The following is a 21,528-nucleotide window of genomic DNA, read 5'->3' on the forward strand; positions in this document are numbered from 1 at the left end:
GAGTGGGGCGGCAGAAGGCCTTGGGGGCTAGGCTAGGGCTGCTTGGTAGGCGTAGTTGCGTTGGAAGCTTTGGTAGTCGGCCTCGTTGAGTGAAAGGAGGTCGCCGGTGCGTTGCATGTGGGCGCTTAGGGTGGCGAGAAAGCGTGGGAGGGAGGCGTGTTGTTCGAAGGCGAGGTTGCGGGATTCGAAGGGGTCGGCTTCGAGGTCGTAGAGTTCGAAGAAGACCTCGTCCTTGAAGCCGTCGACGATGAGCTTGAGATTTCCGTCGACGACGCAGCGCGACCATTTCTCTAGGGCTCCGTTTCCGTCGCTTTGGATGAATACGGGTTCTTTTGTTGGCTTTTGGCGTCCCTCGATTTGAGGGAGCAGCGATTTTCCGGAAACGGAATTCGGAATCTGGATACCGGCGATTTGGCAGAGGGTGGGGAAGACGTCGACCTGGGAGGTGGGGCCTGGATTCGCGACGCCGGCGTTCTTTCCGCGAGGCATTTTTATGGCGAGGGGGGTGCGGGCGGATTCTTCGTAGGCGACCATCTTTTGCCACAGGCAATGGGAACCGAGCATTTCGCCGTGGTCGGAGGTGAAGACGATCACGGAGTTTTCGTATATGCCTTCCGCCTTCAGTTTGTCGACGATTTGGCCAACGCAGTGGTCGAGCAGGTTTACGAGCCCGGCGTAGACGCGCCAAGGCTCTTGCCATTCCTCGCGGTGGTATCGGGCTCCGATGGCACCCGACATGTGATAGAGGTTGAGGGGGGATTGGAGGGGATCCCAGCGACCCACGTTTTCCGGCATCGGGACGTCCTTGAATTTCTGATACCAGGGGGATGGGATATCGAAAGGAGGGTGGGGCGCGAGAAACATCGCGTTGAGCAGGAAGGGCTTTTGGCGGTCGCGATGCTCGATGGCGTGGAGGGTTTCCTTGAGGATATAGCCGTCGAAGAAGTTTTCAAAGCCGTCTTCGTAGCAGCCAGTTTGGGGAATGGAGTAGCGGCGGGCGGCGGAGGTTTTGCGGGAATGCAGTTCGGGGCAGATGCCGGTGAAGCGTGGTCCGCCGGGAGTTCGGGCCCCGGAATTCGCGAGGTGATCGGCGTATCCTCTTTCCAAGGACATCCAGCGCGTTTGCGAGTCGGCTTGCTCGTCGAAGGCATCGGCGGTGTGGAGGTGTTGCTTGCCGGTGTGCCAGCTGTCGTAGCCAGCGGCTTCGAAGCAGGTGTAGAGGTTGGGGGTGCGGGCGGCGACTAGCCCGTGCTCTTTGTCTATCGGTTCCCAGCCATTGACGAGGCAGCCGGTTTCGTTTGGGTAGCGGCCGGTGAAGAAGCTGCCGCGGGCCGGCACGCACAAGGGGGAGGCCGTGTACATGCGCGGGAATTGAGCGGACTCCGAAAAGAGGGCGCAGATCCTTGGGGCGAATTCCGGGCGTATGAAATCATGCCGCAACTGGTCGGCCATGATGACGATAACGTGCGGATTTAGAGACATGGCAGTCTGCGGATGCTAGGCTAGGTCAGCGGTGGCGGAACGTTGGCGCTTGCTCGTTTTTCTCAACAGGACGCCGATTCCGAAGACGAGGCCGCCGCAAAAGATGAATGCGATGCGACCGGAGAGCGAATTGGGAATCAAGGTGAGCAGGAGGATGAATGTTCCGAAGCTCATAGCGACGCCGCCCATGAGGCCGGCTTGCTTGTAGTCGGTCTTGGTGCCCTCGCATTCCTCTTCGGTAATGGGAGTGCGCATACGTTCGTTGAAGGCTTCGATTTCGGCCCGGCGCTTGGCTGGCATGCGGTTGTAGAAGAGCATGGTGAAGAAGAACCAGGAGCCGCAGGTGGCGAGGTTGGCGAATAGACCGATGCTGGGAATCCAGGTTTCGGCCTCGGCTCTGCTGAGTTCTCTGCCGAGTTGCTCGGCGAGCCAGTCGTTGTTGAAGAGGTAGAACACGGTCAGGGAGGTCATGAATCCTACGAGGGTGGTCGACCAGGCGGCCCAGGTGGGTGCTTTGCGGGTAAAGATCACGAGGGCAAGCGGTATGGTCATGGGAACCGCGAGCATGGACCCTGTCCACTGCACGAGCTTGAAGAGTCCGAATTCCTTGAGTTCGGTGAAGAACAGGGCGAGGCTGATGATCATGGCGCCCAGGAAGACCGTGGTGATGCGGCTGGTGAGCATGAGCTCTTTCTCGCTGGCGTTGGGGCGGAGAACCGGCAGGTAGAAGTTTCGCACGAAGATGCCTGCGTTTCGGTTGAGCCCTGTATCCATGCAGGAAACGGTGGCTCCAAGCATGGCGCAGATCATCAAGCCCATCATGCCCATAGGGAGGTATTCGAGGGCGACGACGATGTAGGCGGCCTCGGCTGGGTTGTTCAGTTCCGGAATCATGGCTCCAATATCTGGATACAAGATTGCGGCGGCCATGGGCGGAATGAACCAGATGACCGGGCCGATGTAGGAGAGGATGGCGGCGAGCCCAGCGGCCTTGCGGGCGTGCTCCGAGTTTTTGACGGCTAGGTACCGGCCCGACTCTATGAGGTTGTTGCAGTTGACCATCTGGCGGGCGATGTTCGACATCATCCAAAATCCAACCAGGCCGTAGGTGAAGGGAGCCGAGAGGTCGAGGTGTCCAGCGGGCATTTTTTCGATGAACGCGCTCGGTCCGCCCACCGCTGACATGGCGAAGATCGCAGCGATGATGGTGACTGGAACCATGACCAGCAGTTGGACGAAATCGTTGGAGGAGGAGGCCCAAGAGCCGCCGAGCAAGGTCGAGGTGATGACGACGACTCCCGTGATGATGATGGCGGTTTCGAGCGGGAGCTCGAAGGAAACGGAAATGAAGAGGCAGAGTCCGAACAGCCAACCGGCGCCGCCGAGGATGCCGAGAGGAATGCTGAACCAGGTGTAGAATTGCTGGCTAAACTTGTCGAAACGCTCCCGCACCGCCTCGACCGTCGTGATGACTCGCATTTGGCGGGATCGGGCGGCGAAGTAGAAGTAGTTGATGGTGAAGCCGAGAGCGTTGCCGATGTAGATGGTGAGGACGCCCCAGCCGTCGTTGTAGGCCTTTGAGGCCGCTCCGGTAAAGGTCCAGGCGCTGAATTGCACCATGAAGGCGGAAGCTCCCACGAGCCACCACATCATGTTGCCTCCGCCGCGGAAGTAGTCGCTCGTATTGGAGACGAACTTGGAGGTCAGGTAACCTACGGTGAGGAGCAGGCCAAAGTAGGCTGCGATGACGATGTAGTCGTATTGAGTCATTTGACGGGGCTTGGGAGAAAGGGACGGGAGTCCGTAAGGGATCAGTGTCGCAGGGTTGGGTCGCGGAGTTCAACGAGCCATCAATCAATACAGATCGAGTCCTTTGAAGGGAGAGTCCTGGAGGCGGCCCGGGAGGGCTCGGATCCAGCCGGGCTGGCGGCTACTTTTCGGTCTTGGCGAGGCTCTGGACGAAGCTGTGCAAGGTGGGGTCGCTAGATGTCTCGAGGAGGCGGTTGTTGCGGTAGGCGTCGACTAGGCGTTCGAGGTCCGCGATGCGGTAGCGCATGCGTTGGCCGCGTTCGTTGTCCGCGGTGCGTCGTGTTTCCTTGAATACGCGGATGTCCTGCGTTTTGGGGATGATGTCGACGCCGTCTCGGATGGCGGATTCGACGGATTCGAAGTGGTGGTGTTCGGCGAGCACGATGCGACGGTTTTCCAGGAGAAGGGTGTAGCCGTAGTCTCCGTAGGCTTCGGAGAAGGCGCCGTCGATGGTGATGGCTTTTCCGCTGCGCTTGAGGGGAGACTCGCCCTGCTCGAGCTTGACGGGCACGTGGCCGTTTACGATGAGGCCGTTTTCGGTATCGGCGCCGAATTCGACCAGTACCTTGTCGCAAAAGTCGCCACGGTGGATGAGCTCGAAGTAGGGATCCTTCTTTTCCTTGTGGGGAGCCTTGTCGGCGATGAAGTCGCGCTCGAGGGTGGCGATGCGGTCTTTACCGAAGAGGGGTGAGAGGGGGCCGCACCAGAGGTACCAGAGGAAGTCGAGGTCGCTGGGGCGCGGATCGCGCAGGGCTCGGCTGACCACGGATTCGATTTTCTCGAAGAGCTGCTTGCCGGAGTAGGGGGTTCCGTCGATTTCGAGCTGGAGGAAGGCGCCGTCCGGGTCGCAGGGCACGCAGCCGTGGAAGATGAGGCAGTCTCCACGTTTCAAATACATGGCGCCGTGGTCTACCATGAACTGCATTTGCTCGCGCAGCTTCTGGCTGCGGAGGAAGGAGCGCTTGAGGTATTTGAGGCAGTCCTGCTCTTCGGGGCTGAGCTGGTAGGGATTCGCGGGGTCGAGGGTGGGGAACTGCTTGTCGGTGAGGGCGTAGCTTTGGCCGTCGATCTCGATCGTGCCGGCGGCTAGGTCGATGCGGTGGAGCAGGCGTCGGTGGTCGAGCTTCCAGTGCGGGTTGCGTTCGATGAGCTGGCCTTCCAGCTTGAACTGCATGATGGCGATGGCCTTTTGCATGCGAGCCACGAGCTGGATGGGCCGCATGCCTTCGCGTTTGGGCATGAAGTGAGTGGCGGGGTCGTCGTGGTAGACGGTGTTGGCGAGGTGCTCGAGCGGGGTGAGGGGAACGCTGTAGCCCTCGTCGAGCTGGCCGAGGCGGCGGTAGCGCAGGGAGACGCGCAGGGCGGTGCAGATGAGGGCTTCGTTGCCGAGGGCGGCGCCCAGCCAGAGGGCGTCGTGGTTTCCCCAGATAAAGGATACGTTAGGCTGCAGGCGCAGGTAGTCGACGACGCGGTCGCCTCGCGGGCCGCGATCCCAGCAGTCGCCGCCGATGATGAGCTCGTCCACGGCGAGGTTGCGGATGAGGCGGCCGATCATGTGAATGAGGTGGAGGAGGCGCCCTTGCCGTTGAAGCTCGTTGATGATGGCGTCGACGAAGAGGGTTCCGTCCTCGTTGGAAGGGGCGTGCAGGATTTCCAGGAGGAGGTTCCTGAAGTCGCTGGGCAGCAGTTCGGTGGCGAGCCGCAGGCTGTAGTTGGACATGAGGTGGCGCAGGAGCTCGAACTGGGGGCCGAGCACGCGGTGGGCGAAGGCCTTGATCTCGTCCGGGTCCTTGAGGTCCCGCTTGAGCTGGCTGGTCACTTCGGCTGGGTAGAAGGTGAGCTTGAGGAACTCGGCGAGGCCTTCTTCCGACATGCGGCCGCGGAACATCGTTTCGACGAGGGGACGGAGGGTGCCGGAGGCGTTGTTGATGACGTGCTGCAGTTTCTTGTCCTCGCCATGGATGTCGCTGATGACGTGGATGGCGCCTTGGGGGAGGGTCTGCACGGCGGCGAGGCGGGCAATCTCTGCGATGGCGGCGTCGGCGTTGGGAAACTTGCAGGAGAGGAGTTCCAGGGAGGAGAGGTCGGCTTCGGGCCGCTTGAAGGAGAGGGTGTTGCTATTCATAGGTGGGTCAGGCAAGGGAGCGTTTTCCGTTTGTAGCGTAGGGCGCCGCGACGGGGAGATTTTCCTGAGGTCAGCTTAGCGTGGCTTGGCGTACGGCGCAAGGCGGCCCGGCACTTGGGCGCTGGGGGCGTCAGTCCGCCTTTTTCTGCTTGAGGGTGTGCAGGTAGAGGGTGCTCGGCGGGAGGATGGATTCGCGGGCTTGGCCGCGGAAGGGGGCTTGGGCTTCCCAGGTGATGTAGTAGCTTAGGCCGTCGTCGCCCTGGGCGGACTTGGTCCGCAGGATGAGCTCGTCTCCGTAGGAGTCGACTCCGTTGAGCAGGACTTCGCCGGAGGAGGCGACCTGCGAAAGGACGGGCGGGTAGGCGAAGCTAGGCCTGCTCTCAAGGAGCTTTAAGGAGGCTTCGTCGAGGATCAGGTCGTACCAGTCTTCCTGCTTCTTGACGGTGAGGCGGATTTTGCCGTCGGGCAGCGCTACTGGTTTTTGGATACGCACGTCGAAGGAAGAGAGGGAGCCGGTGCCGCCGAAATCCCAGCGGAAGTTTCGCCAGTCGCTAACTTGGTAGCTTTTCCAGGCATCGGCTTCGCGACGGGCGATATAGGCTTGGGTCTGGCCGTTCTGGTCGTACTTGTGGAAGGCGATTAGGGGGCGGTGTTGGGAGTCGAAGCCGAGCTTGTTGTTTCCGTTGATGGCTCCTCCGCGGGCGGGCACGGGATCGGCGATGTCGCTGGAAGCGAGGGTGATGGGCAGGGGCAAGGGGTTCCCGGCTGAGTCTTCCCAATGGATGAGGTCGTCGCTGCGGGCGTAGCTGATGTCGTGGTTGGTGCCGGCGTCCGGTGTGTCGCGCCAGATCCACACCATGTGGAAGCGTCCGTCCGGGCCGAGGCTGGGGCCTTCGACGTAGGCGTTCATGAGGCCTTGGCCATCGATCAAGGGCGTGTCGTGGATCTGGGTCCAGGCTTGGCTTTCCGGATCGTAGGCGAGGTAGACTTCGACTCCGTCGCCGCTGAAGCCGCTGCGGTATTTCAGGATGAGTTCGCCGTTGTCGCGTTTTAGGAATTTGGGGTAGGTGGATACTTTTTCGAGTTCGGCGTTCTCCAAAACGTGGATACGCTCGAGAGTGCGAACGTCATGGGGGAAACGGGTGCGGAAGTACTCCATGCGCTGGGCGTGCATGTTGCCGAAGAGGTGGAGGTGGCCCTCGGTATCGAGTTCGATGGTGATGTAGTTGTGGCTGTCCCAGCCGTACCAGCTGTCGACTTTGTAGTAGACCCAAGGAGCGGAGGCTTCGCGGTGGGCTACGGTCATTTGGCGGTTGGCGTCGTAGTAGGCGACGTACTGGTGCTGACCGCTCATGAGAATGTCGAAGCCAACGTAGTTGCCAGACCATACGCGGTCGATGGCTTGGCGGTTCACGACCTCGTAGTCGTCGGCGTTTGCGAAGGAGAGGCAGCCTAGGGAAAGGGCGAGGAAGGAGAGCGTTTTTTTCATGGAGTCAGATCGTGTTACTGGAAGATTTCGATGAAGTCGATTTCGACGGTGCCGCTTTGGAAGGTATCGAAGTCGAGGCGTATGGTCTTGATATCGCCTTGCCAATCCGGGTCTTGTCGCATGTCGACTTCGAGGGTTTCCCAATCCCCGTTGGCGGTGGGCGTGAGGTTGAGGGAGTTGCCGGCTTCGCCGCCGTCGAGCGGAGCGAAGAAGATTTTCCAGTCGGTTCCGGCGGTATTGTTTTTAACTCTTAGGCGTACGTGGGAGTAGGTGTTCGCATCGGTTGATCCGTCGTTCAGGCGCAGGTAGGGATCGTGGAGAGTGGGATCGAGGGTCAGGGTAAGGATGCCGCCGGAGAGGGAGGATTGGAGGTGCTTGTGGGTGACGTTCTCCTCTCCCTGGTTCCAGTCGAAACGCCGGTGCACGGCAGGGGCGGGCGGTGAGGCGAGGCGGAAGAAGGAAGGGGTGGCAAGGGCGTCTGGCGGAAGGACGATGGGGCTGCTGGTTCCCTCCGGCAGAAATTGCCAGGCGTCGTCGGCGAGGTTTCCGGTTTGGGTTTGCAGTCGCTTGTCGTTGGATAGCCAGGTGACGGAAACCTGCTGGGTGAGCGGATCGAGGCGGGCTTCGAGGCTGGGGACGGCGATCTTGTAGTCGATGACGTGCAGCGAAGTTGGGGTTTCGTTGCTGTCGGGACTGGCGCCTTGGGAGTAGGTGGAGAGAATTCGCTCCTGTTGCCAACGGCTGAAGTCGATGACGCCTTCGCCTCCATCGTTGAATTCGTCTTGGGTGAAGATGCGGTTCCAGGTCCAGGCGGTTTTGTCCGGATTGGGAATGCCGTGGGCGATGTGGGTGCGGTTGCCGTTGGTGTAGGCGAGGAAGAGGTTCTTGTCGTCGTCGCCCACGAGGGAGGGGCGGCTGCCGGTGAAGGGGAGCGCTTGAGTGCGCCATTGCCCGGCGGCGTCGCGCCAATGGTGGTGGTAGCGTGTATCCGCGCTGCCGGATACATGGTGCCGCATCATGAGGTGGATGGAGCCATCCGGGTAAGCGTAGTGCGTGCACTGGTTGATTGCGTTTTGGCCGGGCGCGATGGGGACGACAGTGATGCCTGGGGTGTCGAGCGTGATGAGGGTGTCCTTGGCATCGGTGCCGGTGATGGCTACTTGTTGGCCAGCGTTGTTCTTCCAGGTGCGGCCATCGTCGTCGCTGTAGGCGTAGCAGATGTCGTGGTTGTTGGTGAGTGATGTTTTTGTGAATACGTCGCGCCAGATCCAGGAGACGTGCAGGCGGGAGCCGGCGTAGCTGATGGCGTTGATGTAGGCGTAGCGGTAGGGGCTGGATTCGCTGCGGTCGGTGGCGATTTGGCCGTCGCCGTCGTGGTCCCAGGTGTAGGTGGCCTTGTCGCGGGCGATGAACTTGCCGAGTCCGGTGGTCCACTGGTGGGTGGTGGCGTCGTATTCGCGGATCATGCTGTCGCCGTTGCCGGAGGTCCAGTAGCGGTAGTAGAGCATGAGGTTCCCGTTGGGCATGGGAACGAAGCGGGGGTAGGTGACGTCTTCGAGCTTGCCGAGCGGGCCGAGGGTATCGGTGACGGCGCTGAAGAGGGAAGCGTCCCAGGCGACGGATTCGGGATGGGTCGCGACGCCGGGACCGGTGGCGCGGTAGTTGAGGTCGGACTTGTGGTGGTCGAAGGCGAGGTGGATGCTGCCGTCGCCTTCGGCGATGCCGATTACGGTGACGTTGTGGCTGTCGTTGTTGTCGATGGTGTAGTCGGTGAAGCGAATCGTTTCCCAATCGCCGGTCGGGAGCTTGCGGCGGGCGACGCAGACGTTGCGGTTGTGGTCGTAGTAGGTGGCGTACTGGTAGCCCTTGAAGGTTTGCAAGGGCCACTGCTGATGGGTGCGTCCGTTGATGGTGGTGCCGAAGTTTGTTGTTTCGGAAACGGGGAAGTTGAGGCCTTTTTCGTCGACCTGGGTGGCGGCGAGCTGGAAGACTTCGAGCGCGGGCGTGGTGGTGGTGGCTTGGGCAGAGGCGAGGAGGGCGACGTAGGCTAGGAATGCTAGGCAGCGAGGCATGGGAGACAGTGGGGGCTGCGGCGAGTCCTTTTTGTATCGGGATTTGAAGGACAATTGGCGAAGGGGCATCAGGCGGCGTTTAGAGGTCCGAGTCGGTCACGGTTAGGTGGGTGGGCAGGTCGGGACGCTGGTCGAGGTAGGCGGCGATTTTGTCGAGAAGGGCACTGTGTTTTTTGGATACGTCCTTGGTTTCGCCGATGCCTCCGCCGGAGCCGGTTCCCGGGGCGATTTCGAAGACGACTGGGCTGACGCTCGGGTCTGCGAAGAAGATTATTTTTAGGTCCTGGTAGCGAACGAAGCGTTTGACGGCAGGGTCGGAAGGGAGCAGGCCGCGGAGCTCTGCCTTCAGTTCGGCGAACTGAGGCTCGGGGGAGAGGTTGTGGAATTCGTGGGGATCCGCGATGCGGTCGTAGAGTTCTTCGGATCCGTCGAAGTATCGAATATATCGATACTTGCCTTTGACGACGGCATGGGTGCCGCGTCCGTTGCTTGTAATGGCGTAGCGGTCCGAGCTGCTGGGGTCGTAGTCGGTCTTGAGGAGCGGAGCGAGGCTTTGGCCGTCGAGGTCGTGGCCTGGCGGTGCGATTCCGCAGAGTTCCACCAAGGTCGGATAAAGGTCGATGAGGCTGACAGGGGTGTCGACGCTGCGGCCGCGGGCCCACTCCTGGGAGTCGTATCCAGAAGGTGGAACAATGATGAGAGGAACCCGGGTCGATTCGGACCAAGGGGTGAACTTGCCCCAGTGCTCCTTTTCGCCGAGGTGATAGCCGTGGTCGGAGAGCAGGACGATCCAGGTGTTGCGGGCGGCTGGGGATTGCTCGAGAGCGTCGAGGATTAGGCCCAGTTGGTCGTCGATGAAGGTGACGCAGGCGAGGTAGGCAAGCACGGCTTCTTCCCATTGGCCGTGCTCGAGCACGGTTTGGTGGGTGCCTGCGGTGAGGGCGTAGCGGGCTAGGCGTTGGGCGTAGAAGGGAAGGTCCTCGAGGTCGTCGGGAAGGATTTCGGGAAGCTGGATCGTTTCCGGATCGAACTTTTCGAAGTATTCCTTGGGGGCGAAGAGGGGTTGGTGGGGGCGGTAGAATCCGGCGGCGACGAGGAAGGGTTTTTCGCTCGTTTGGGAGAGGGTGCGGGCGGCCCAGCGGGCGATTTCGCCGTCGGGCATTTCCGAGGCGGGCACGTCGACGGGGCCCCAATCGAAGGAGTTGTTGCGCGAGACGCCGTCGCGACGGTCGTCGGGCATGCCATTGAGGGGGAGCAGGGCCTTCAGCTGGCCCGGGCCGCGATCGACGCGGTGGCTGGGGTTTTGCTTGAGGGTGTCCAGCTCTTCTCGGGTGAAGGGGCCGCCTTGGTTTCCGGTGCCCGGGCCGTAGCTGTGGAAGTAGGAGACGAAGTCCTCTCGACGACCGTGGAAGAGTTTGCCGGCACCGTGAGTTTGGTAGCCTTGGTCGGCGAGGTGTTCCGGGATGGTTTGGATGTCCGGGTCGATGTCGAAGAAGGAGTTTCCGTTGGAGAATACGCCGGTTTTTTCCGGCAGGAGGCCGGTCATGAAGGCGCTGCGGGAGGCGGAGCAGATGGGGATGCTGCAATGGGCGTTGCGGAAGGTGACGCCGCGGGAGGCGAGCCGGTCGAAGTTGGGCGTGATGCTCTGGGGATGTCCGCCGAGGGGGCCGACCCAATCGTTCAAGTCGTCGATGGTGATGAACACTACGTTGGGGCGCGGTTCGGGGCTGGCGTCCGAGCCGAGGGCGAGGAAGGCGATCAGGAAGGTGGCGAATGCCTTGTATGGGTGGCGCGTCATGAGAACGAGTGTGTTGGGGGGGGAGGGAATGGGTGTTTGTGGATGCAAGTCCAAGCGGGGCCGAGCTTCGATAAAATCTATCAGTATGAATATTAGACGCCTGCCGGAGGGGGCCTCGGTAAGCTGCGCTTGGAAAGCTTGACGCAAAGCGCTGTCGATCAAAGCTGTGCGGAGTGGAACCAGGTCAGTCACGCGTCAATCAAGCTGAAATCGCTCGGGCCTTGGGCTTGAGCCAATCAACGGTGTCCATCGCGCTGAAGGGCGACACTCGAGTCGCCAAGAAGACGCGCGATGCGATCAAGGCGAAGGCCGAGGAGCTGGGCTACGTGCCCGATCCGAACCTCTTTGCCCTGTCTCTCTACCGTTCCCAATCCAAGACCGAGAAGATCGTGGCGGGGATGGCGTGGGTAACGAACCATTCCACGGAAGACGGCTGGAAGGAGACGCAGATGATCCGCGAGTATCGCAAGGGAGCGGCGGATCAGGCCCGCAAGCTCGGGTACCAGTTGTACGACTTTTGGATCGGAGATCCGGAGGTGTCGCCGCAACGTTTCCGGCAGATCCTGCTGGCTCGGGGGATACGCGGCTTGATTTTTCCACCGCAGGAGAAGTTTCACACCAAGATCGACTTCGACTTTTCGGACTTTTCGGCGGTGACGCTGGGCTACACTTTGCGCGAGCCGGCGCTGCATTTGGTCTCGAACCATCAGCATCGCTCGATTCGGCTCGCTTACCGGAGCTTGCAGAAACTTGGATACAAGAAGATTGGCCTGGTGATGAGCCTGGCGGTCGACAGTCGTGTGGCCGGCTCTTTTTCGGGTGGCTTTCTGAGCATGAATCCGACCTTGAAGGGCAAGGGCTTCGTGGCGCCGCACATGTACGATGAGTTTTCCATCGGAGATTTCGAGAAATGGTACCAGAAGTGGAAGCCCGATTCTATTTTGGTGAGCGGAGACTCGAGCTGGAAGCTGAAGGAGTGGGCGAAAGCGAAGGGGATAAAGGTGGGCGAGGACCTTGCCTTCGCGGAATTGAACCTGATGACGATGGACGGTTCCATGGCGGGGGTGAGCCAGCGGGCGGAGCTGATCGGTCGGGCGGCGGCAAACGTGGTCGACTCGCAGCTTAGCCATTTTGAGTACGGGATTCCGGAGCAGCCCTTGCGGACCTTGGTGGAAGGCGTCTGGGTGGACGGGGCGACGGCCCCGCGGCGGGCCTAGGGCGAACGGGACTTGCGGCTTGCCGCGAGCGGAAGCCCTGCGGATGGACCACAAAAAAGCCCCCGTCTCGCGAGGAGACGGAGGCTTGGAGAGTTTGGCTACAAGTTGGCTCCTAGAAGTCGAAGGAGTTCGTGAGCTTGAATGTAGTTGGAACGTTGATACCGTAGACAGCTCCTCCGTCCGGGTTTAGGCGGATGACGCGCAAGTCGTCGCCTTGCTTGAAGACGTTGTCCACGTTGAGCTGGATGCGCCAATTGATTGTGTCGCCGCGCAGCTTTCCGCGGTAGGCGAAGCTGAAGCCACCGGTTACGATGGGATCGCTTTCGAATTGCTGGGTGACGTCCTTAGCGAAGGAGGCGGGCTCGCCTAGCAAGGTTTCGATGATGCCGTTACCGTTAAGGTCTGGATCAGGGAAGCCCTCTGGGATATCGTCAGCGGTCAGCACCTTGAGTGGAGCACCCAGGGCCTTTCCGCTTTCCCAGCGCAGGTTGGTGCCCACCGAGAAGCCTTTCAAGGCTCCTTCGCGGAACGAATAGTTGGCGGTGATGCGAGCGTTGTATTCCGAGATGCCTTGGCTCGGCAGGCCTTCGTTTTCGATGTTTTGGAACAATTCCGAACCGACTGTACCGTAGAACTGGGCGACCAAGAGGCTGTCGTTCGGCTCTGGGTCTGCGTCTCGGGTGTTGGGCGCTTGCTCGTAGCCTTCGGCGGACGTATCGACGTAGCCTGGATCACCTGATTCTAGGCGAGTGAAGCTACCGTCGGGATTGATGACACGGTTGATGTAGGTCGTGTCGTCGTTGTCGCCGTTGATATGGTAGCCCTTCTCGAAGAATTGGTTCCAGAAGGGGGCGCGGGTGCGCACATAGTCGATGGTTTGGAGCTCGATATTGTTGTCCACGTTCTCGAGCTTGGATGCATTGAACATGAGGCGAAGGTTCCGGTTCGGATTGTAGGTTGCCTCGAATTCCCAGCCTTTCGAGGTGGAGTCCGCGGTGGTGCCCGGGTTGAGCGGGGTATCGGCTTCGACTGCGTAGTCGTAGGTGTAGAAGTCGGTGCCTGGGTCGTATACTCCGTTTTCGTTCACGTCTTCGAAGACTTCGTTGCCATCGTCGTCCAGGCGAATGGTGCGGACCTCGGAGGCGATTGGGTTCGCGAATATCGGGTTCCCGTTTTCGTCGAAGGTGCCGGTTTGCTGTTCCCAGTCGGTGATGTCGAAGTTTGTCGTCTCACCTTCGCTACGCCGTTGGTCCTCGCGTTCGAGGATGGTGATGATGCGATTTTCGAAAGATGGAATTCTTCCGGAAAGACGGATCCCGTTTCCGAAGGACTTGTACTTCTGCTTGGTCTCGTAGACGGTGAACTTCATATCGAGCTTGTTTTCGAACATCGACATCCCGAGTCCGAACTCCTCCGTTTCGCCCTGCTGCTGTGGGTTGGGTCTGCCAAATCCGTCGCGGGTGGCGGCCGAGAGGGAAAAGTTCTCGGACTGGTTGTAGAAGAAGCGGAGGGATTGGGTGGCGTGGAAAACAAGGCTGTTGGTGCTCAACCCTACGGTTGTGCGACCGGTCGGAATAGCATTGTCCAATATGAAGTCGGCGGCGCTGGATCCATCGCCTTCAACGTCGGCGACAGTTGAGCGGAAATTGTCGCGGCGGTAGTTTCCGACTAGGTCAGCCTCGGTGACATCGGCAGGGATGAGACCACGGCGGATACGCTCCTGGATAACGGGATCGTCGAGGGAGTTCGCCCCCGGGGCGAGACGGAAGTTGTCCCATGGCAGGTAGTTGTAGTTCGCTACGGTATCCTTGCGGTAGCCGAAGGTGGTGACGATCCTGCCGTTCATGAAGAAACTCTGCAGCGAAGCGCCCCATGCTCCTTGTTCCGTAGTCGTGTACTCGGGAGTTTGGTTGAGCACCCACTTGCGCCAAGAGGCGACTTCGCCACGATTTTCGTAGCTGCCTCGGGTGACGACTGAGTTGGTCACCGAGTCGCGGCCGTTGAATCCGTAGAAGTCGTAGAGTTTGCCTTCGCCAGTAAAGGTTTCGCTTGGCAGCTCGGTCACGCTGCTGGAGGTGTCTCCGGGCTGGATCGGATCGCCGATGTACCAAACGGGAGTGATCCAGGCGCCAGCAGAAGGTTGGCCTCCCGAGTTCGTGCCGTCGTAGACGCCCGGGATGTAGTTCTGGGCGCTGGTGTAGCGGTAGTTGTGCCGGGACTTGTCGACGCCGGACATGAATCCGGTGAGGTTGTGCTTGCCGAGGAAGCCGAGCTTGTCGGACTTTTCGTCGAAATCGAAAGCGTAGTTGAGCTGAGCCAGGAAGGCTTCGTTCTCGATGTGCGTTTCTTCACCGATGTAGCGGCCATGGAAGAAGGGACGCAGGTATCCAGGATTTGGAGTCCGCTTGTCGTTCTCGGGAGTGAGCGGCTGGGTGGGGTCGATCAGGATAGAGTCCAAGAATCGCTGGTTGCTCTCGACTTCGGTACCGTCCGCGATGAAGTCCTGAGCGAGGGCGACGGCTTCTTCGAGGGTCATTCCGTTGCGGCGAACTTGGCTGTTAGGTCCACGGAGGTCTTCCGGGTTTGGAATGGCGCCTGGAAGGTACTTGTTGATATCGATCGAGACCGCGTGCGACTGGGCGAGAGGAGCGAAGACTTGGTCCTTGTTGTATTCCTCGTTCAGGTATGAGAAATTGAAATACAGGTCGTCTATGATCTTCTGCTCGAGGTTGAAGCCGAGCTTCTTGTTCTTAACCTCTCGGTTGTTGCCTGGCAGCGCTCCCATCTCCTGGGTCAGGAAGGGGAAGATGTTTTCGTCGAGCACTTGGCGGTCGACGTAGGAACGGTCTACCCGGTCGTTACCGAAGGAGCTGCGGGCGAACCTGACCCGGGCGTTGGGGCTCGCGTTGCGGGCTTGGCCGATGGTTTCCGTGCGATTGCCGAGGAAGGAGAATTGGTTGAGGTAGGGATCGTCCCAACCGGTTTCAGGGAAGTAGTAAGCCGTGGTGCCGTCAGGACGAACGTCCATGATGCGTCGATACTCGCCAGCGCGGATCGTGGGCGTGGTGACCGGGGATCCGTTTTCGTCTAGGACTAGGTCGCCGAACTCGTCGACTACGGGAGTTGTGAGCTCGCGTTCGAGGAATGGAATGTCTGGAGAGCGTGGAGGCGTTCCTCCGTTGGTCGTCGACCACGATGCGTCCCAAACCAAGTTGTCGTCGAGGTACTGCTGGAGCGGGATTTCGCCACGGTCCGGAGTGGTAACCATGCCGTCGTCGGCTGCGTCCGCGTAGGCTTTGTTGTACTCGTTGAGCCAGTCGGTGACGTTGTCTTGCGGGAGGCGATAGTTTGGACGGCGACCCTCTTGGTTTATGTTTTCGTAGTAAGCGTCGATCCGGGTCTTTTCGAATGGCTTGTAGGCTGCGGAGAGGTAGATGCTGTCGTTTCTCTGTTGCGCGGTCTCGACGCGGTAGCGCTCGTCGGAGGTGACGCCGGCCAAGCGCAGGGCGAGCTTGTCTTCGATGAGCACGCGGCTGAAATCGACCTGGAGGCGGCGAGAATTCCAGTTATCGAGCACGAGGTTGATCTTGTTAACCTCGTTTTGCAGATTCGCCCGCTTGGTGCTGTAGTTGACGACGCCGGCAGCTTCGCCGAGGCCGAAGAGCAGGGCGCTGGGGCCGCGAAGGAATTCGGTACGCTCCATGTTGAAGCGGTCCAGCGGGCCAACCACTTCGAGGTAGTTGGCGGCGTTGGTCGCTCTGCCCAGTCCGCGGATGCGGATGCGTCCTTCGGATGCGTTGGCGTTATTGAAGTCGCCGCCGAGGAAGCCTTGGCCGAGGTTAAGGTCGGTCTGGTCCGTGGTGAGGTCGGTCTCGACGCCAGCTACCATGGAGAGGGCGGTTGCGATGTCGGTCGCGCCTAGGTCGTCCATGAAGGCGTCGGTCAATACGGTAACCGATGCGGCGACGTCCTTGAGCTGGGTATTCAGGCGGCTTCCCGCTGTGGTCGAGGTGGCGCGATAGCCATCGTCGCCTTCGGATGTGACGGTAAAGGGCGACAGTTCGAAGATGTCTTCGTTCTCTGACGCGTCCGTTTCTTGAGCGTGTAGGTTTGCCCATGGGGTCGTGGCAGCGAGCGTAATGGCGAGCCAGCCACTTTTAGGGATCTTGTTCATATGTTTCTGCAGTTTGCTGTGGGTTGGCGTTACCCGAAGTAAAATCCAGAAACCCTCAGAAAGCAAAACGGCAGGCACGCGGTGCTGTCGTTGTCGCTAGGGGTAGACTAGATAGAACGGGGTAACGTAGGAGTTGTCGAGAAGCGCACGTTTCAGCGGCGCCCCCCGGACAGATCCATCAAGCAATATAGCAGGAATCCAGACAACGGCCCGAAAATCGATTCATATGAAGTAGCTATCGATCGGAGCCGAATCGCGAACGGATACAGAAGAGTCGGAGACGTATAAATTATAAAGTCCTACAATTGTACTATTATAAAATGGGCCTAGATCTTTGTATATATACGGAAGGCTTTGGACAAATGCGTACGAGAACTGCGATCCTCGCCCAATTGAGGGCCGTGGTGGGGGCTTCGTCGCGAAACGGTTTGGGGCCAAAAAACGGTTCCGATTTTTTTTCGTTTAGAGACGAAAAGGAGGCGTTCGTTTTTCTTGCCGACGTAAGTTTCCCGTAGGAGGGAGCGAATCCTGCGAGGTTTGCGCTTCGCTTGGGTATATAAAGAGCCTCCGCCCTGTTGGGGGCGGAGGCTAAGCTTTTTTATACTGACTGGATCCTCGGGCTTAGAAGTCGAAGGAGTTGGTCAGCTTGAATGTAGTGGGAACGTTGATACCGTAGACAACTGTCTCGTCGGGGCGGAGGCGGATGGGACGCAGGTCGCCGCCTTGCTTGAAGAGGTTATCCACGTTGAGCTGGATACGCCAGTTGATCTTCTCGCCGTGCAGCTTGCTACGGTAGGCGAAGCTGACGCCGCCGGTTGTGATGGGATCGCTCTCGAGTGGATTGTTGAAGTCATCCTGTACGATGATGATTTCGCCTTCGTCGAGCACGCCGTTACGGTTGATGTCGGTAGTGGGAAATCCTTCCGGCAACGACGCTGCATCACGTAGAACGAGGTTGTAGCCGAACACCTTACCGCTTTCCCAGCGTAGGTTGGTGCCGACCGAGAACCCCTTGAGCTTGCCTTCGCGGAAGCTGTAGTTCGCGGTGAGGCGAGCGTTGTACTCGGAGATGCCGGGGCCTGATGTTCCTTCGCTGCGAATTGCGTCTAGGAGCTCAGTGCCGAAGCGATTGTACAGGTTGGTCACGAGCAGGTTCGAGTCTGGAGCGGGCGTTTCGCCGGGCTCGTACACGGTCGAGTCGCTGTCGCCGTTGGTGTGGAAGCCGCGGTCAAAGAACTGTTGCCAGTACTCGGAGCGCAGTCTGACGTACTCGATGGACTGGCGCTCGATGTTGGTGAGCTCGTTTTCGAGTCTCGAGACGTTGGCGGAGACGCGCAAGTTCCTTGTTGGATTGTAGGTCGCGCTCAGTTCCCAGCCCTCGGATACAGAGTCCCGCGTGACGCCCAAGTTGTTCAATGGTTCGTATCGGTAGGTGTATTCAATAGTTGGAGATCCATCGGGATTGGTCTGCGGCACTCCGTCCACGACGAGTTGTTGGCCGGTTTCCAAGGCAGGATTGACGGTGGTCAAGACGCCATCTATGAGGCGGATTTCCTGCCAGTCCGCGATGGTGAAGTCGGTCGCTTCTCCCTGCTGGCGGAGCAGGTCTTGATCTTTGAGGATATCGAGGACATCGTTCTCGAAGTTCGGGAGACGTTGCTCGAGGCGGATAGCAGCCCCACTGGGGAGTTGGTCCTTTTGCCGCGTGTCGTAGAAATTGAACTTCAGGTCCAGCTTGTCTTCGAGCAAGCTCATGCCGAAACCGTACTCTTCCGTGAGGCCCGATGCGGGAGGGTTGGGACGTCCAAACGCGTCGGTGGTGGGACGGGTGAGGGCGAAGTTCTCCGATTCGTTGTAGAAGAAGCGCAGCCATGGCGTCGCGTGGAACACTAAGCTGTTGGTGCGAAGGGCCACCGTTGTGCGGTTTAGGACCGACGGGGCAGAAAGATCGAATTCGTCGATTCTCGAGCCTGATCCGCCTATTCCGCTGTCGAAGTCTATCTGGGTGGCGTCGACTGGATTGGTGAGAAAGTACGCATCGTTTTGCACGGTGTCTTTGCGGTAGCCGAGGGTAGCCACGATGCGATTGTTCCAGAAGAAGCTCTGCAGCGAGGTGCCCCATGCGCCTGCATCGATCGAGGTGAGTTCGGAGCTATTGCCGATGACGTATTGCCTCCACGTAACCGGGTTGGGCGCTACCTGCCAGCTGCCTCGAGGTGAGTCGCCATTGGCGGCCGTTGCGGTGTAGCCGTAATAGGGCAAGGAGTCGCCTAGGTTGGGAACCGTGGTATCGGGAAGCTCCGTTATGCGCAAGGCCGTGTCGCCGGGCTGTACGGCGTCCCCAATGTACCAAATCGGCACGAACCAGCGGCCGGCAGGTATGTTTTCGGTACTTCCTTCGAAGGCTCCCGGGTTGTAGTCGGCATATCCCGAGAAACGATAGGTGTGGGTTTGGTTCGAGTTGCCGGACATGAAGCCGGTGAGTCGATGATTTCCGAGGAAGCCGAGCCTATCCGTCTTCTCCGAGAAGTCGAAGTCGTAGTTGACTTGAGCAAGGAAAGCTTCGCTTTCGACGTTTCTATAGCTGCCGATCGTGCGGCCATGGAAGAATGGGCGCAAGTAGTTCGGGTTGGGCGTGCGCGCGTCGTTCTCGGGCGTGAACGGAAGGCTGGGATCGATCAGGATCTGCTCGAGGAACGCTTGATTGTTTGCAACCTGGATCCCGTTGCTGACGTTGGTTTGGGCGAGCTCGACGGCTGCTTCCAGCGTCAGATTGGTCCTTACCGGCAAACCGTTGGCTCCCGTGAGGAGGCTTGGATTCGGGATCGACCCGGGAAGGTACTTGTTGACGTCAATGGACACCGCTTGGGCTTGAGCGAGCGGCGCGAAGGTCTGCTCGGCGGTGTAGCTTTCCTTCAAGTACGAAAGGTTGAAGTAGAGGTTCTCGACGATCTTTTGCTCGAGGTTGAAGCCAAACTTTTGGTTCTCGACTTCGCGTTCGTTGCCCGGGAGGGCGCCGATTTCATAGTCGAGGTAAGGGAATATTCCTTCGTCCGTGACTTGTGGGTCAACGAAGGCGCCTTCTCCGGGAGCAGCGTCGTTGCCGAAAGAGCTGCGGTGAAAACGAAGCTGGCTTCGAGGGTTGTTGTTGACGCCGGCGCCCAGGGTGGGAGTAAGCGTCCCGTAGGCGGTGAATTGACCACCAAGGGGAGATTCCCAACCACCTTCTGGGGTGTAGTAACCGGTGAATGCGTTGTTACGCGTATCCATGAAACGACGGAAGTCGCCCTCTCTTACCAGCGGATTGCCTTCGGCGTCGGTTGCCACTCTTGACTCGATCAGGATGTCGGGAGAAGGCCCTGAGTTGCCGTTGTTCGTGGCGCTCCACGAGGAGTCCCAGACGAGGTTGTCGTCGAGGTACTGCTGGAGGGGCTTGGTTCCGGTTACGTTCCCGTCCAAATCGAGGATGTTGACCAAGCCGCCATTGGCGGCGGCGTCCGCGTGGGCGCGATTGAATTCCCTCAACCAAGCGGAGGTGTTGTCCTGGGGGAGGCGGTAGTTCGGGCGACGCCCCTGGAGATGTACGTCCTCGACGTAGGCATCGAAACGAGTGTTTTCGAAGGGCTTGTATCCGATTGTGAAGTACGCTCGGTTGTCGGTCTCGCGTGCGGTCTTCACTCGGTAGCGACGATCGTTGGCGACGCCGGCAAAGCGAACTGCCAACTTGTCCTCTATCAAAGCGCGGCTGAAATCGACCTTCAGGCGTCTGGTTCCAAAATTGTCGAGCTGGAATTCGACTTCGTTTTTATCCTTGGCCATAAAGGCCTTCTTCGTCGTGTAGTTCACGACGCCGCCGGGTTCGCCCAAACCGAAGAGGAGAGCATTGGCTCCGCGAAGGAACTCGACACGCTCCATGTTGTAGCGGTCGAGGGGGCCGAAGGCCTCGAGGTAGTTTGCTGCATTTGTGGCGCTGCCGAGTCCGCGAACGCGAATCGTTCCCTCGGAAGCGTTAACGTTGTTGAAGTCTCCACCGAGATAGCCCGATCCCAGGTTGATGGCAGTGACGTCGGAGGTCAGGTCTGTTTCGACGCCCGCCACCATGGAAAGAGCGGTGGCGACGTCGATGGCTCCGAGGTCATCCATGAAAGCGTCCGTCAAAACGGAGACGGATGCAGCCACGTCTTTCAGTTGCGTGTTGAGGCGGCTACCAGCCGTAGTGGAAGTCGCGCGATAACCGTCGTCGCCTTCGCTGGTAACGGTGAAGGGCGAGAGCTCGAAGATTTCCTCGTCTTCGGAGCTGGAGGAAGTCTGGGCACTTGCGTTTGCCCAGGTAACGCTTGCAGCGAGGGGCAGGGCCACCCAGCGGCAGATAGGGTTCTTTTTCATGATTTGCAGTTTTTGTTAGTGGGGGGTATGCCACCTGCAAAGCCATGGATCCCGACGTCTAGGATTCATATAAACACGTGTCGCGCTCATGGATTCTGAGAGCGCGGGAGCCAAAGCTTGAGGTAACAAACAATTAAATGGCCGCGTGTGTGATGTGATCTCGAACGTCGGTTGTATTTCGTTTTGCCGTGGGAATTCCGGCGAGCAATACACTCGCATTCGATACTTATGAAAGAAGCTTGGCCTGCCCGAGACGCCGAACCGCGGTTGGGCCGGGGCGCGGTCTGCCAGTAGGCTTGGGAAGCGCTTTTAGGTGAGACCTAAAGCTGTATACGTATACAAAAAGGCACCGGGCGAAATCTCGCGCGGTGCCTGAAAATTGAATACGGACGTTGCTGCCTCGCAGCGAGGCCGTGTTACTAGTTCGTTCGCTGGATACGTTTTCTCGCTCCGGCGATCGCGAGCATTCCGAGGCCGAGTAGGGCGAAGGTGGGGCCGGAATCGGGCACGTTGCTCCGTGTCACGATAACGAGCTCGCTGGAAACGGATGTTTGTCCGCTAAACAAGTCTGTGACGCCTCCGACAAACGGTGGGAATGGAGCAAAAGGACTGGCGCCCACATCGTAAGCGAAAAGGCCGTTGGTCGCTGCAATCCCTTCGAGGTCGAGAACGAATCCATCTCCGATGGTGCCATCCAGATCGTATACGAGGCTGAACAGGTCGACGAAGAATAAGTCGAAACTAGAGACGAGCGAGTTTCCGCTGAAGCTCATGGAGAAGTCGCTTATTTCGCCGGAACCGAAGAATCCGCTGATCTGCCCGTTTAGATTGATGTCGTCAGCAGTGAAGGAGCCGCTTACGAAAGCGCCTTCTTCGAATCCGCCTTGGGTGAATTCGTAGCTTATGCTGGCAGCCTTGGTGGTGGCAGCGGTAAGTCCCAGGAGGGCGATTAGGCATATCTTTTTTATCATGACAG

At 59.4% G+C, this 21,528-nt stretch carries 10 protein-coding genes; 1 reads left to right on the forward strand and 9 read right to left on the reverse strand.

Annotated elements, in window-relative coordinates; genetic code table 11:
- Positions 1-27: 27 nt before the first annotated feature.
- The 6 genes from QEH57_RS23165 to QEH57_RS23190 form a co-directional block, all read right to left on the reverse strand.
- A complete protein-coding gene (locus tag QEH57_RS23165) occupies positions 28-1,482 on the reverse strand; it encodes a sulfatase-like hydrolase/transferase (RefSeq protein WP_309009182.1) in 1,455 nt (484 codons plus the stop codon).
- 15 nt (positions 1,483-1,497) lie between these two features.
- Positions 1,498-3,252: a hypothetical protein gene (locus QEH57_RS23170; protein WP_309009183.1), complete on the reverse strand. Its 1,755-nt coding sequence runs from the start codon at positions 3,250-3,252 to the stop codon at positions 1,498-1,500.
- A 160-nt stretch (positions 3,253-3,412) separates the two neighbouring features.
- Positions 3,413-5,416, reverse strand: a complete 2,004-nt coding sequence (locus QEH57_RS23175) for a fructose-bisphosphatase class III (RefSeq protein ID WP_309009184.1) — start codon at positions 5,414-5,416, stop codon at positions 3,413-3,415.
- Between the two features lie 130 nt (positions 5,417-5,546).
- The gene (locus QEH57_RS23180) at positions 5,547-6,905 is read right to left on the reverse strand and encodes a BNR repeat-containing protein (protein ID WP_309009185.1); all 1,359 of its coding nucleotides are present in this window, start codon (positions 6,903-6,905) and stop codon (positions 5,547-5,549) included.
- A gap of 14 nt (positions 6,906-6,919) precedes the next feature.
- Positions 6,920-8,977 (reverse strand): BNR repeat-containing protein, encoded by a 2,058-nt coding sequence (locus tag QEH57_RS23185; RefSeq protein WP_309009186.1) that lies wholly within the window; start codon positions 8,975-8,977, stop codon positions 6,920-6,922.
- Positions 8,978-9,056: 79 nt separating this feature from the next.
- Positions 9,057-10,775, reverse strand: coding sequence for a sulfatase (locus tag QEH57_RS23190; RefSeq protein ID WP_309009187.1), 1,719 nt, complete (start codon positions 10,773-10,775; stop codon positions 9,057-9,059).
- Between the two features lie 173 nt (positions 10,776-10,948).
- Here QEH57_RS23190 and QEH57_RS23195 point away from each other — a divergent pair, with 173 nt between their 5' ends.
- Positions 10,949-11,992 (forward strand): LacI family DNA-binding transcriptional regulator, encoded by a 1,044-nt coding sequence (locus tag QEH57_RS23195; RefSeq protein WP_309009188.1) that lies wholly within the window; start codon positions 10,949-10,951, stop codon positions 11,990-11,992.
- Between the two features lie 112 nt (positions 11,993-12,104).
- Here the strand turns inward: QEH57_RS23195 and QEH57_RS23200 are convergent, their stop codons facing one another.
- The 3 genes from QEH57_RS23200 to QEH57_RS23210 form a co-directional block, all read right to left on the reverse strand.
- Positions 12,105-16,166, reverse strand: coding sequence for a TonB-dependent receptor plug domain-containing protein (locus QEH57_RS23200; RefSeq protein ID WP_309009189.1), 4,062 nt, complete (start codon positions 16,164-16,166; stop codon positions 12,105-12,107).
- A gap of 621 nt (positions 16,167-16,787) precedes the next feature.
- Complete coding sequence (locus QEH57_RS23205) at positions 16,788-20,552, reverse strand: TonB-dependent receptor plug domain-containing protein (protein WP_309009190.1); 3,765 nt, start codon at positions 20,550-20,552, stop codon at positions 16,788-16,790.
- A 419-nt stretch (positions 20,553-20,971) separates the two neighbouring features.
- A complete protein-coding gene (locus QEH57_RS23210) occupies positions 20,972-21,523 on the reverse strand; it encodes a VPDSG-CTERM sorting domain-containing protein (RefSeq protein ID WP_309009191.1) in 552 nt (183 codons plus the stop codon).
- Positions 21,524-21,528: the final 5 nt, after the last annotated feature.

It is taken from the genome of Pelagicoccus sp. SDUM812005, assembly GCF_031127875.1.
Lineage (GTDB): Bacteria > Verrucomicrobiota > Verrucomicrobiia > Opitutales > Opitutaceae > Pelagicoccus.